Genomic DNA, 14,572 nt, shown 5'->3' on the forward strand with positions numbered 1-14,572 from the left:
AGGAACGAAGCATCTTAATGTTTCCTGACGATCTAGTTAGGGAGTTTTAAGATGCTTCGTTCCTCAGCATGACAAAAAAAGCTTCTCAACAAAAGTTTAAACAGGTTCGTAATTAAGCCGTTTCGCTAGTCGAGCGTTACAGATTGGCTTTGGTATTAATGGCATTCATGACCATTTCGATTGCTTTCGCCACAATTTCCGGATTATCATAATGAATCATGTGACCGCTTTGCGGATCAAGAATAAATTTCGAGTTGCCGGATAACGTAGTAAGTGACTGTAGTTGACTTCCCTTTTCGGTACGTATCGTCTTCCATTGCTCATCGGGCGTTCCCGGCGGTTCGCTAAAGACTGAGGATTTTTGGCGGTGGTCAGGTAGATTGTTGCAAAAAACGACGTAGCGATATTGCCTGGTTTTCCTTATTCCGTTTGTAAGGATTTCAGCGGGTTCATCGAAGCGGCTTTGAGGGCCTGATAACTAACCGTCAGTAAAGCAATAGTGATGGCCAACACGCCTGCGACCGCAAACATCCACCATTTGATTTCGATGTGGTAGGCATATTCCTGTAGCCAGTTGTCGGTGGCCCACCAGGCGATTGGAAAGGCGATGCCGTTGGCAATCAGCACCAGTTTCAGGAAGTCTTTGGAAAGCAACGTAGCGAGATTTACTACGCTGGCTCCCAGTACTTTCCGTACGCCAATTTCCTTGATACGTTGTTCGGCCGAGTAAGTTGCCAGGCCGAAAAGACCCAGACAGGCGATGAAAATGGTAGCCAGCGCCACCCAGATCAGCAGGGTTTGCCGACGGGCATCTTCCAGGTAAAACCGCGCTAGTTGCTGATCCAGAAAATGATATTCAAACGGATCATCCTGATCGGCGTTTACCATAACGGTCTTCAGTTTTTCCAGCGTTTCGGGAATGTTATTGGCGTCGATACGCGCCGTGTAATAATCGATATGATGGATTGGGTTATTAATATGAGCCAGTATGAGTGGCTCAATCCGGTCATGTAGCGACTGAAAATGAAAGTCTTTCACAATCCCGATCACCCGCGCTTTGAAGGGCGTATTGTCTTTGTTAACAGGTTCAAATCCGCCCCCTCGTTCCGACACGAGCGGAATCTCCACCGGTTGGTCCGAAGGCTCGTTGATGTTCAGCAATTTAGCCGCCGTTTCGTTCAGAAGTACGGTTGATGAATCGGCTGGATTGGCAAAGTTTCGTCCCTTCAGCAGTTTGACGTCATACGTTTTGGTAAAGTCTTTATCAGCTCCAAACAGGTATGATACGTTCGTATTATCCGTATGACCTTGCGGATTGATTTTAACCATCCGAATCGTTTTCCATTCGCCGGGTACACGAGACGTAGCAGATACGTTTTTTACTGACGGAATTTTCTCCATTTCTGTTTTGATGGTTTCAAACCGGTCGCGGGCGGCACGGGTGTTGACATCGATGACTACCATCAAATCTTTATTGAAGCCAAGATTGGTCGTATTCATAAAACGAACCTGCTGAAAAAGGACGATGGTACCGACAATGAGGACCGTCGATAAGGTGAACTGGAAAACAACTAGCCCTTTTCGCAAACTCAGGCTACCACTATGCTTTATTTTTAGCCCTTTCAGCAACAAAACCGGCTTAAAACCTGACAGAAGAAATGCTGGGTAACTTCCTGATAATAAACCGATAATTGCAGTGGCGGCAATGGCCATACCCCAGATTCGATAGTTGGTTCCAAAACCCAGCGAAAGCTGCTTGTTGGTGAACTGATTGAAAGAAGGCAGCAGTACATTGACAACCAGTAACGACAACGCAAACGAAAAACTGGTAACCAGTAGCGCTTCAAACAAAAACTGTTTCACCAGATTGCTACGTTCGGCACCAATCGACTTTCGGACGCCAATTTCCTTTAACCGATTAGAAGCTCTGGCGGTCGATAAATTCATGTAATTGATACCGGCAATGCATAAAACAAACAGAGCAATAAACGAGAAGATATTGATGTAGAGTAGATTACCCTGAGGGATAGCCTCTACGTTGGAATTTCGTGCCCCATCCAGGATGCCTTCCGAACGCAGGTGAATATCTTTCAATGGCTGTAGGCTATACGACAGGCTGGTGCCTATTTCTGGTTTGTAATTGGCGAGAATTAGATTCGTCATCTTGGCCGAAACAGATTCCGAATTTGTATTGGGTTTTAAGAGAACAAAGACTGAAAAGGACGAAGACGACCAGTCGCTTGCCATCGTTTGCTTGTAATAATCAGCATTGTAAAAGGAAGCATCCGAAATGACCGAATTGAAATCGAAACTTGAATTGCGCGGGTGATTTTTTAAAATACCAGTTACTTTCAATGGGGAATCCATAAAGCCAAACTTGAGCGTTTTGCCCATCACCTGCGTTTTGTCAAATAGACGCATCGCCAGATCTTCATTGAGAATGATCGAGTTTGGCTCTTTTAAAGCCGTATTTTTATCGCCTTCCAGCAAAGGGAAATCAAACAGTTGCAGGAGATTTTCATCGGCAATCGTAACGGTTTCCTGAAAATTTACCGGATTTTCGGGATTGATCAGATTGGCTCGTCCGGTTCGTCGAATGCGGGCTGTTTTTTCGACTTCAGCAATGTTTTTCTTTGATTCCTCGGCCAGTTTATAGCTTCCTGCCGCAACAGTTGTGCCCTCGCCTTTTACGTTTTTATGCTCGATAACCCGGTACATGCGGCTGGCATTCCGGTGTTGCTGATCGAAGGTGAGTTCATCGAACAGATAAAGTCCAATGAGCAAAAAACAGGAAATGCCGAACGTAAGACCCGCTACGTTAAGGGCAGTGTAGAGTTTGTTCCGGCTAAGGGTTCGGAGGCTGATTTTGAGATAATTACGTAGCATAACAGGATGTAGGGCTGAGGTTCGACACTTCGATTGATAATAATCTTCACTACGTTGCCGCCGTCGCACAAAAGGCGGCATCACCGATACTACGTCGAGCAGGTAACGTAGCGTGGCCTGAGTTGGCCCTGCCCGCTCATACCAGTACGTATACAGTTCGTCTAAATCGCCTTCCACCTCCTCCAATGTATCGTCGGGATGGAATTGGGCCAGCAGCCAGCGGGCAAAACGGGGCGGGGTGGGTTGCATAGGGCAGGGAGTAAGAGCAGGAGGGGGGGGCGGGTTTACCCAATGCCCCTAACCCTCTGCACTAAGCTATTCACTACGTAGTGATTTCACCGGATTTACCAGGGCGGCTTTGATGCTTTGGTAGCTGACTGTCAGTAACGTAATGATCAATGTTCCCATACCAGACATGGCAAAAATCCACCACGATACGTTCGTATGATATTCGTATTTCTGTAGCCAGTTCGACAGGAAATAATAAGCGGTAGGCGTTGCAATGGCGAAGGCGATAAGCACTAACAAAACAAACTCCTGAGAGAGCAACCGCCAGATTGTCAGAGCCGATGCGCCGAGTACTTTGCGAACACCGATTTCTTTGGTACGTCGTTCGGCCATGAACGAGGCCAGGCCAAACAAGCCCAGACACGAAATGAATATGGCCAGACTGGCGAAAAAAGAAGCCAGCTTACCAATACGTTCTTCAGCTGTAAACTTGAGCGCGTATTCTTCGTCGGCAAATTTGTAGTCGAACGGTACGTCGGGTACTACAGCTTTAAAGGTTGCTTCCAGTTTTGGTAAAGCCGTATGAAGACTGACTTGAGGATTAATTTTGACCAACATCCATCGCTTTGTCCCCTGAATCGAGAAAATGGTAGGACGAACCCGCTCAAACGGGGAGGCCATTACCATATCTTTCACAACGCCAAGAATGGTGAAAGTGCCTTTTTGCCAGTGTTCGGAACGGACTTGTTCGCCAACTGCATGTTGAATTCCCATTACCTTCATCGCCGATTCGTTAATGATCAGCCCCGATGAATCGCTTCGGAATCTTCTGGAGAAATCCCGCCCGGCTATAAATTGCCAACCCACTGCTTTCCCGTATTCAGCAGAAATCCGGATTGTACCAAAATCATCGCTCATCGTGGGTGTTTTTCCCCGCCAGTCAAAGCCCGTATTGTTTGATCCTTCGTTGGTAAGTGGGTACGCGGATTCCGCTACCTCGGCCGCGACACCGGTACGTAGCAACTCGTCGCGAAGCACGTTTTCCTTTCCCAGAAACCCGTTTTTAGGAAAACTCAACAAGCCTTTTCTATCGTAACCAACCGGTCGATTTTTAGCCAGTTGAATCTGCTGGTACACGCTGGCGGTACCAATAATCAGGGCAATCGAGATGGTAAACTGAAATACTACCAATATTTTGCGGGAAGCAATCGCCGAGTGCCATCCCGACGGAGAGCCCGAACTGTATAATCCTTTAAGCGTTTTAACTGGCTGGAGTGACGACAGGTAAAAAGCCGGATAACTCCCTGCTAATAAGGCGGTAAACAGAGTAAACGTAATGCAGGCCAGCCAGAAAATGGGATTGACCCACAAAATCACGATCTGTTTGTCAGCCACTCGATTAAACCAGGGTAATGCGAGCTGAACCAGAACCAGACAAAGGCCAAAGGCAACCATGGATACCAGTACAGACTCACTTAAAAACTGACTTGTTAATTGGGCACGTACCGAACCAATCGCCTTGCGGATTCCTACTTCTTTAGCTCGTTTTTCGGAGCGGGCGGTCGATAGATTTGTAAAATTGATGCAGGCTAACAACAGGACAAATAGACCAATTACGCCATAAAATAAGACGTATTTCATGGGCTCGCTCGTTACGTTTGCCCCATTTTCAAAGGCTGAAAACAGGTGCCAATTCGACATCGGATGCAGAAATACTTCGGGTTTGGAAGCCGCGTTCTCTGCCTTCAAATGAGGAAGCATAACTCCTTTTATACGGGCCGATACCTGTTCGAATGTCTTGTTAGGTGCGATCTGGACATAGATCGGGAATGATTTGTCGCCCCAGTTATCTCTGGCGTCTTTCACCCATGTATTCAGCGAGCCATACAAGTCAAACGGAGCAATATAGGAGGTTCCCCGAAATTCAGAATTGGTGGGCAAATCTTCATATACGCCAGTTACTTTTACGTTCACCTGCGTATCGATGGTAACAATCCTGTTTATCGGATTTTCGTCGCCAAAGAGTTTTTTAGCAAGCGTTTCCGTGAGTAAAATCGTATTCAGCTCGTGAAGCCCAGCTCGACTTCCCTGTACCATTCTCAGTGTAAGTAGTTCAGGAGCACCGGCCTCCATGAATCGCCCCGACTGATTGAACTTTGCGTCGCCACTGGCAATAATGTAATTCACTGGTTTTGTTGACAGTACGACGTACGAAAACTCATCACCAAAAGCAGTTTGAAGCTCCGTTCCAAGAGGAATAGGGCTCGACTGTCCGCCCGTTTCTTTTCTGCCGTCGAACCACTCATGACGCATTACCTGGGCAACGCGGCTATAGTTTTGGTGATACTGATTGAACGTCAGTTCGTCGTAGATCCATAATCCAATTAACATCGCCACGGCCATGCCGACAGCTAACCCACCAATGTTGATGGCAGAATACACCTTGTTTTTTGCGAGATTTCGCCAGGCGATTTTTAAATAATTTCGAATCATTATAGGATGTAGACTGGATGCGTTTTGATGGTAAAGTTCTCGTTTTCGTCGCCTTACAAAGGGCGGCAGCACCGATACTACGTTGAGCAGGTAACGTAGCGTCGCCTGCGTTCGGCCTGCCCGCTCATGCCAGTACGTATACAGTTCGTCCAGATCACCCTCCACCTCCTCCAACGTATCGTTGGGGTGGAGCCGGGTCAGCAGCCAGTGTGCAAATCGGGGTGGGCCATTGGATACGTTCATCGCTTATTCGCTACGTAAAGACTTGACCGGGTTCATCAAAGCGGCTTTGATACTCTGGAAACTCACCGTCAGTAAGGCGATGCCAATAGCTAGTAAGCCCGCTATGGCAAAGACCCACCACTCAATACCGATTTTGTAGCTGAAATTCTGTAACCAGCGATTCATTACGTACCAGGCCATGGGCGATGAAATGACAATGGCAATGAGCACCAGCTTGAGAAAATCCTGCGAGAGAAGTCCAACAATATTACTCACGCTGGCTCCCAGCACCTTCCGGACGCCAATTTCTTTGGTACGTTGTTCGGCCGTAAACGCTGCTAATCCGAATAGCCCCAGGCAGGAAATGAAAATGGCCAGAAACGCAAAGTAATTCGCCAGCTCTCCCACCATAGATTCGCTCTTGTATAAATTCTCGTACTCGGCATCCGCAAATTGATAGGAGAACGGGAATTTCGGGTTCATGCGCTTCGCCAGTGACTCCAGACTGGCCATCGCCTGACTGGTTTGACCAGACTGAGTACGTACCAGAATATTCGTTTGTGTCGCATTTGGAGCCAGACGAAGAATTAGCGGCTGAATGGGGTCATGCAATGACTGAAAATGAAAATCCTCAATTACGCCGACAATCTTACCGGGCCGTTGCCACATGGTGAGCGGTTGCCCAATAGGATCTTTGTAGCCAATGCGTTGCAGGGCGGCTTCGTTGATGAGGTAGTTGGTTGTATCCGTACTGAAATCTTTTGAGAAATCGCGGCCTTTTACCTTTACCTTCAGCGTTTTGACAAAATCGTAGCCAACGCTGGTTTGCGTAAACTGGATGTTTACATTCGGGTCTTTACCGGTCCACGTCACCCCTCCGGTGCTACTACCTAAGTTGATCGGTAACTCGCCCATATACGACACGGCCTGAATGCCCGGCATTTGCTGAAGTTCGGCCTTAAAAGTTTCATACTTCGTACCTAATTCGCCATCGGCGGGTACGTAAATCAGGTTTTCGCGGTCAAATCCAAGGTTTTTGGTCTGTATATAGTTTACCTGTCTATAGACCACAATCGTCCCCACAATGAGCAGCATGGATAGCCCGAACTGGAACACCACCAGCCCCTGCCGGAACAACCTGGCACCTGACCCAAATTTAAGCGAGCCCTTCAGCACCCGCACCGGATTGAGCGACGATAGGAACAGGGCCGGATAACTGCCTGCTACAATGCCTGTGAGAAATGTCATACCCAGTAAAATAAGCCAGAATGTGTTGTCCGTCAGGTTGAGGCTAACGTGCTTGCCAGTCAGCAAGTTAAAGGCGGGAAGTAGCAGGAAAACCAGCGCCAGTGCAATCCCGAGCGCCAGCACTGTTAGCAGCAATGCTTCGCCCACAAACTGCCCGATAAGCAGCCCACGCCTGGCACCTATCACTTTTCGAACGCCCACTTCCCGCGCCCGCCGAGCTGAACGGGCGGTGGCTAAATTCATGAAGTTGATGCAGGCAATCAGTAACAGAAATACCGCCACGATACCGAACAGCCGCACATATTCGATACGTCCGCCTGATTGCTGTCCGTTCTCGAAGTTGGAATACAGGTAAGCTTCCTGATACGGTTGCAGAAACAGTTGAATATCGAACTGCTTAGGATTCAGTTTCTTATCAAGCTTTCGCATCAGGAATCGCATTTTAGCTTCCAGATTCGCTACGTTGGCGTCGGGTCGGAGCATAATACGCGTACGAGGCCCGTTATTTCCCCATTCTTTCATCCAGGAATTCCGCTCCAGACAGTCCTGCCAGTTGAGCAGAAAATCGTATTTCGTTGATGCATGATCTGGTAAATCTTCGAAAACGGCTGTTACCTGATAATCCCTGTTGTTGTCAATCCGAATCGATTTACCGATGGCTTGCTGGGGCGTATCAAAATACGTAGCAGCCACTTTACGAGAAATGGCCAGATTGTTAGGTGCGTTCAGGGCCGTTTCTGCGGTTCCGGCCAACAACGGAATACTGTACATGTTAAACCAATCGGCTCCCGCCCAGCGACCGGTTTCTTTGACCGCTTTATCACCCACAGCAAAAGTGAGTTGGGCGTCTGAGCCAGTAAAACCTGCGGCATACACGATTTCGGGAAATAGCTTCTTCAATTCATCGGGTAAGAGGCCAGGCGTACCTTTGCCCGTTCTGATTTTACCGTCGTAAAATTGCCGCTCCAGCACATTGTATAGCTGCGGACCGTTGGCATGGTAGTTATCCACACGCAACTCATCCTGTATCCACAGGAAAATCAGCAGACTACAAGCCATTCCAAGGGCCAGACCCAAGATATTGATGGTCGAAAAAGCTTTGTTGAGAACAATGTTTCGCCAGGCAATTTTCAGGTAATTGGACAGCATAGCCATATTTGTTGGTTGTTCGTATTGTTGTTTATTGTTGCTGCGACGTAGTACGAACGGCGGTAACACCGATACTACGTTGAGCAGGTAACGTAGCGCGGCTTGTGTTGGGCCCGCCCGCCGATACCAGTACGTATACAGTTCGTCCAGATCGCCTTCCACCTCCTCCAACGTATTGTCGGGATGGAGCTGCGTTAAGAGCCAATGGGCCCAGCGAGGTGGGGTTTGTTGCATAGGGTTCGGGTTGGGCATTGGTAGAGACAAGGCATGCCTTGTCTCTATAGGGTTCCTCGCTATTCACTACGTAAACTTTTGATCGGGTTCATCAACGCAGCTTTCATACTTTGGAAACTGACGGTTAGTAGCGCAATTCCTACTGCCAAAAGGGTAGCTAGGGCGAATACCCACCAATCCAGTGAAATCCGGTATGGGAAATCGTTCAGCCAACTATTCATTGTCCACCAGGCTACGGGTATAGCGATAACGGAAGCGATGAAAACCAGCATGATAAAATTCCGCGAAAGCAGCCCCACGATCGTAAGAGTGCTGGCTCCCAGTACTTTTCGGATACCTATTTCTTTGATCCGTTGCTCCACACTGAATGCGGCAAGCCCAAACAATCCCATGCAGCCCACAATGATGGCCAGGACCGCAAATAGCCAGAGCAAATCGCTCAGCTTTTCTTCGGTGCTGTACATTTTTCCGTAGGTTTCGTCCATGAACTTATAATCCAGGGGGAAATTAGGTGAGAATTTGTTCCAAACTGTATTGATATAGGCTATCGTTTTCGGCATATCGGCCTCTCTTACCTTGATAGCCACTTTAAACAGTTCCTGTGGCACCATGTGAATCACAGCTGCTGTGACTTTCTCATGAAGGCTTTTGTAGTGAAAATCCTTAATCACCCCTATTATTTTCCCCTTTTTAATCGGGTCAGTAGTGTCGGCTGGCGTCCATTCATTCCAGTTTATTCGCTGACCCAACGCTTTCGCGGGAGAGCTAAAGCCAAACTCCTTCACCGCCGTTTCGTTGATGATAAAGGCTTCCCGCACATCTGTCGACATATCTTTAGAAAAGTCTCTGCCTGCAATGAGTTGAAGGCCAACTGTTTTCAGGTAGTCATGGTCGCCGACAAACATGTTTACCGAATAATCTTTTCCTGCATTCTTGCCCGGAAGCGTAACGCCATCGCCAGCAAACTGGTCGCCCGGAAGTCCATAACCTGATGTAACCGCAATCACATTGGGGGAACGTCTGAGTTCGTTTTTAAAGGCTTCCAATCCTTTCCCAGCTACATCACCCTGCGCTTGGAAATAAATGAGTTGTTCCTTGCTGAACCCCAGATCCTTATTGTTCATATACCGGGTTTGCCGGAACACAACAAGGGTCGAAATAATAAGCAGTGAAGAAAGTGTGAACTGTACAACGACCAGTGCCTGGCGGAGCCAGGGTGTGCCATTACGGGAGAACTGTATGTTTTTCAACACCTTCACCGGCTGAAAACCGGATACAATAATGGCTGGATAGCTACCCGCTAATATGCCCACCAACAGCGTTGCCCCGAGCAGCAACAAGCCCAACTGCGAATTGGTGAATGGGTTAAAAACTATTGCTTTGTCGGTGAACCTATTCAAGGCCGGAACGACGATAAACAAGGCGATCACCGCAATAACCATAGCGATCAGTGATACCAATATCGTTTCGCCCAGAAATTGGAAAACAAGTTGCCGACGTTCTGCGCCAATTACTTTTCGTACACCAATTTCTCGGGCTCTCCTGAACGAGACGGCTGTAGCCAGGTTGATAAAATTGAAACAGGCAATGACCAGCACAAACAGCGCAACGATCATCAATGCATTGACATAGCTTTCATTGCCACGGATGGCATTGTCGAATGTAAAATCAGCCGAACCAAGATGGATATCATGGAGCCGCTGGAAAAAAGGCAGCATGACCGCATCGCCGGGTTTGATGATATTGGCTTTTACATGCGTCTGTAACTTGTTCTGCAATTGCTCAATATTGGTTCCCGGTTTTACTTTCACATACGTATAAAACTGGTTCCAGGTCCACCTCTCCATTCGACTCGGTGGTATACCCACGCTGGAGAATGACATCAGGTACTGAAAATTCAGATGAAAATGATCTGGTAAAGGCGCCAGTACACCTTTTACGGTGTAATCAAACGTATTGATTTTAATGGTTTTACCAACGGGGTTCTCCTTGCCGAAATACTTTTTTGCTAGTTCGCTGGTAAGAAGAATTGTTCTTGGAATATCAAGAATACCAGCGGCCGTCCCACTTTCCAGGGGCAGCGCGAACACCTGAAGAAACGACGATTCTACAAACCAGCCTTTGTCTTCATAGTTTTTTTGGTTGCCCAGTTCCATCAGAAATCGGTCGGGAGACATCAATATCCGGGTAGTTGTATCGACTTCAGGATATTGTTGCTGCAGGAACGTAGCGTAAGCCGGAGCAACTACCGCTGCCTTCGTAGTTGTATTGTCTTTGGTACGTTCGGTATAAATGCGGTAAATCTTCTCGCTGTCAGGAATCGATTTGTCGAACTTCCACTCATCCCAAACAAACAGACCGATTGCCAGACAGCCAACCATACCGATAGCCAGCCCAGCAATATTAATGGCCGAATACGCTTTATTGAGCAGCAGGTTTCTAAAAGCGATTTTAAAATAATTCCGGATCATAAAAGGGCTAAAAGTTGAGGGTTCGTATTGTTGATTATTTGTTTTCCTGCTCCGCACAAAGGGCGGTAGCACCGATGCTACGTTGAGCAAATAACGTAGCGTGGCCTGGGTGGGGCCTGTTCGCTCGTACCAATACGTGTACAGCTCGTCCAGATCCCCTTCCACTTCCTCCAACGTATCGTCGGGGTGAAATTGAGTCAAGAACCAACGGGCCCAGCGAGGTGGACGAATGCCTGATTTCATACACCACCCAATCGAAGGGTATTAGGCGGTAGCAATTGCCAGAGGTCCTGGCGTAGTTGCTGGATTTCCTGCAAGGCCCGACTTCCCAGTGCCGTCACACGAAACAGTCGTTTTCGGCGGCCACCCCGTTCGGTCGTTGCTCCACCCAATTCAGATCGAACAAATCCTTTCTCTTCCAGCCGAATGAGCGTGTTATGGACGGTTCCGAACGTAACGATACGTCCTGTGTGCTCTTCCAGCGCCTGGCTGACCGTAACGCCATAGCCTTCGCCATCCAGAATGGCGACCATCAGTAAAACAACCTCTTCAAATTCACCCAAATACGTCCGACGCATAAGCTTAGGTCATTAGTCTATATTTTATCGTACAAATCTATTGCCAGATTTCAGAACTCCTATAAAACGACTGGAAAGGCCATTTTGCTACGTAGTAGTGATGATTTGTATGTCCGTAAATGGACAAAAGTTGTCCGTGGCAGGACAACTTTTGTCGAGATTTTTGAAAAAATTTTCGACCTCTTCAAACAAACGCTGGCGCTACGTGTTCTATCTATGTGAGTCGCTGATAGACGGAGATGCTGTGAAAGGCACCTGCTTTTTTCAAATGAACCGATCTACCAAGCGAACCAAAAAGCCAGGTGACTTCGCGTCGTCTGGCTTTAGTTTTTTGCGGAGGGCATGGGGGTAAGGGCATAGGGTGACGTTGATTTTACCCTATGCCCTTACCCCCATGCCCTATGCTATTCACTACGTAAACTTTTGATCGGATTGGAAATGGCCGCGCGAATCGACTGGAAACTGACGGTGAAAAAGGCAATGAGAGTTGCTAGTGAAGCCGTTGCAATGAACATCCAGAGGCTGATGTCGATCCGATACGGGTAGTTCTCAAGCCATTTGTCGATGGCGTAATAGGCAATTGGGAAAGCAAACAGGAAGGAGAAGCCGACCAGTCGTAAGAAGTCAGAGGAAAGCAATTGGACGATGCTGCTCACCGAGGCTCCCAGGACTTTACGAATACCGATTTCCTTGGTACGTCGCTCGGCGGATAGGGTAGCAAGCCCGAACAATCCGATGCAGGAAATGAAGATCGTCAGGATGGCACCGAAAAGCATAATCTGTTTCCACTTAGCTATCGATTCGTATTTTTTCAGGTTGTCTTCATCAAGAAAACTATACGAATACGGACTGATCGGAAACAATTTTTTAAACGTCCGTTCGATTGCCTGGAGACTTTCTGTTTCGGTATTAGGTTTTATTTTGATAAATGCTTTCCCGAAATCGTTTTTCGGTTTCATGGTGAATAGCTGCGACTTAATCTTTTGATTAATAGGCACGTAGTGGTAATCTTTCACCACGCCGACAACCGTATATTTTTCGGGTTTTTCTCCCGCGAAGAAATTGACTGCCTGACCAAGCGGGTTTTTCCAGCCCGCTTCTTTCACAAAGCTTTCGTTTACCAGCACCGAATGCGTTGAATCGCCAGGGAAATCGGCTGAGAAATTACGACCCGCCAAAATTGGAATTTTAAACAGTGGCAGGTACGTTTCATCGACGGTTTCATATGCGAAAGAAAGTTGTTTTTCATCGCTGCCTACTTTGGCAATCGTTCCCCAGAACCCTCCATTTTTCGGTGCTACTTCGACAATGGACGGAAATTGTTGCAACTCATCTTTCAATAAACGTGCTTCACTACGTGTCAGACCCGATTTGCCCACTACCACCATATGGCTGTCGTCATAGCCTAAGCTTTTTGTAGTCAGAAAATTAAACTGGGAATAGATCGTCAACGTAGCAACAATAAGAACTGACGCCAGCGTAAACTGTAGCACAACGAGACTGCGTTGCAGGTAATTCTTGCCCGTAAATTTGAATCGACTGTACAAACTCTGAACCGGGTTGTATCCCGATAACACGATTGCTGGATAAAATCCCGCCAGTAAGCCAGTGATAATGAATAATGCTACGTATCCGATAATCAGTTTTATATCAAGCAGATACGAGAAGGTTAGTGCTTTATTCGAAAGCTGATTGAACGTAGGTAATACGAGAATCACCAATAGAACCGCCAGGGCAAAAGCGATGAAACACAGCAGAAATGATTCGCCCAGAAACTGAATAATCAACTGGCTACGTCCTCCGCCAACCACTTTCCGAACGCCGATTTCTTTTGCCCGTTTCAGCGATCTAGCCACGGTCAGATTGACGAAATTGATACAGGCAATGATCAGTACGAACAGCGCAATGCCCGACAGAATATAGGAAAATGTGGGGTTACTTTCATCGGCAAGACCGTTCGTAGCGGGCAGGTCCGTACTTAAGTGCATGTCTGTGAATGACTGAAGCGAATAGACTGCATTGCTCTTCATGTCAAACTTTTTGCGCATTTCCACAATCGTGTTTTTGGCGTCAGCCTGATAAATCTGGTTCATTTTAGCCTCAACAGCTTTGATATTCGCATTGGGTGTCAGCAACACAAACGTATTGAGGAAGACGCTGAACCAGTTCTCGTTATCGGCAAATTCTTCACTCGGAACGATTTTGGGAAGCAGTACGTCGAATTTTATGGATGAGTTCTGCGGGCACTTAGCCGCCACACCCGTTACGGTAAACGGCTCAAACTGATCGTTCTCCTTGATGAGTACTAGTTTCCCAAGCGCATCGGTCGTACCAAACTGTTTTTCGGCCATATCTTCCGAAATAACCACTGTTTTCGGGCGTTGCAAGGCTGTTTTTGGATCACCACTCAACAAGGGGAAGCTAAACAGTTGAAAAAAATCGGGATCGGTAAAGAACACCTCCTGACTCTTGACGTCATTACCCTGCTTCAGGTCTTTCCGATTGGATTCGAAACGGACAAACGATTTAATTTCAGGTACACCAGCCGCGAACTTAGGCCCCTGAAAAATGCCGGTGTTAGATTGGAAATTTTCCGGTTTACCAGCCGGCGTGTAGTCACGACTTGTAATACGATACAGATTTGGATTATTGGCATGAAATCGGTCGTAGCTCACCTCGTCTTTGGTGTAAAGCATGATCAGCATAGCGGCTGCCAGACCAATACTGAGGCCCACTACGTTGATGATGGAATACGCTTTGTTAAGTGTCAGAGTACGTAGGGCGATGGTCAGATAATTACGTAGCATAGCAGGATGTAAGAATGAGGGTGATGGGTATTCAGAGGATTTGTTGGTACGTTGGCGCGCTTTGAAAAAATAAGGATTAACGTAGTGAAGTACCGCCCAGACAAACTCGCGACGAGCTTTACCCGCACCAACTTCCATAGTACGTTTGTCAAACACTTCGTGCAAGTCTCCCTGTACATCCTCCAGAATATGTGGAGACAGGCACGTTTCCAGGAGCCAATCGGCCCAGCGGGGCGGAGTAGTTTGTTTTTTCATG

General features: G+C 47.4%; 6 protein-coding genes. All 6 read right to left on the reverse strand.

Annotated elements, in window-relative coordinates; genetic code table 11:
* Positions 1-420 precede the first annotated feature (420 nt).
* The gene (locus IC229_RS11095) at positions 421-3,135 is read right to left on the reverse strand and encodes an ABC transporter permease (protein WP_190887034.1); all 2,715 of its coding nucleotides are present in this window, start codon (positions 3,133-3,135) and stop codon (positions 421-423) included.
* Positions 3,136-3,201: 66 nt separating this feature from the next.
* Positions 3,202-5,850 (reverse strand): ABC transporter permease, encoded by a 2,649-nt coding sequence (locus tag IC229_RS11100; RefSeq protein ID WP_190887035.1) that lies wholly within the window; start codon positions 5,848-5,850, stop codon positions 3,202-3,204.
* A 3-nt stretch (positions 5,851-5,853) separates the two neighbouring features.
* Entirely contained in the window at positions 5,854-8,460 is a 2,607-nt protein-coding gene (locus IC229_RS11105; protein ID WP_223833955.1) for an ABC transporter permease, read from the reverse strand.
* A 59-nt stretch (positions 8,461-8,519) separates the two neighbouring features.
* Entirely contained in the window at positions 8,520-11,174 is a 2,655-nt protein-coding gene (locus tag IC229_RS11110) for an ABC transporter permease (protein WP_223833956.1), read from the reverse strand.
* Entirely contained in the window at positions 11,171-11,509 is a 339-nt protein-coding gene (locus IC229_RS11115; protein WP_190887036.1) for a PadR family transcriptional regulator, read from the reverse strand. The genes IC229_RS11110 and IC229_RS11115 overlap by 4 nt, the downstream gene beginning before the upstream one ends.
* 404 nt (positions 11,510-11,913) lie before the next feature.
* Complete coding sequence (locus IC229_RS11120; protein ID WP_190887037.1) at positions 11,914-14,571, reverse strand: ABC transporter permease; 2,658 nt, start codon at positions 14,569-14,571, stop codon at positions 11,914-11,916.
* Between the last annotated feature and the right edge of the window lies 1 nt (position 14,572).

Origin of the sequence: Spirosoma profusum, assembly GCF_014699005.1 — a bacterium.
Classification (GTDB): Bacteria; Bacteroidota; Bacteroidia; order Cytophagales; family Spirosomataceae; genus Spirosoma; species Spirosoma profusum.

Excerpts from the sequence above, each read along its gene's own strand:
- IC229_RS11095 (WP_190887034.1), bottom strand. The coding sequence starts at position 3,135 with ATGCAACCCACCCCGCCCCGTTTTGCCCGCTGGCTGCTGGCCCAATTC.
- IC229_RS11115 (WP_190887036.1), bottom strand. The coding sequence starts at position 11,509 with ATGCGTCGGACGTATTTGGGTGAATTTGAAGAGGTTGTTTTACTGATG.
- IC229_RS11120 (WP_190887037.1), bottom strand. The coding sequence starts at position 14,571 with ATGAAAAAACAAACTACTCCGCCCCGCTGGGCCGATTGGCTCCTGGAA.
- IC229_RS11105 (WP_223833955.1), bottom strand. The coding sequence starts at position 8,460 with ATGCAACAAACCCCACCTCGCTGGGCCCATTGGCTCTTAACGCAGCTC.
- IC229_RS11110 (WP_223833956.1), bottom strand. The coding sequence starts at position 11,174 with ATGAAATCAGGCATTCGTCCACCTCGCTGGGCCCGTTGGTTCTTGACT.
- IC229_RS11100 (WP_190887035.1), bottom strand. The coding sequence starts at position 5,850 with ATGAACGTATCCAATGGCCCACCCCGATTTGCACACTGGCTGCTGACC.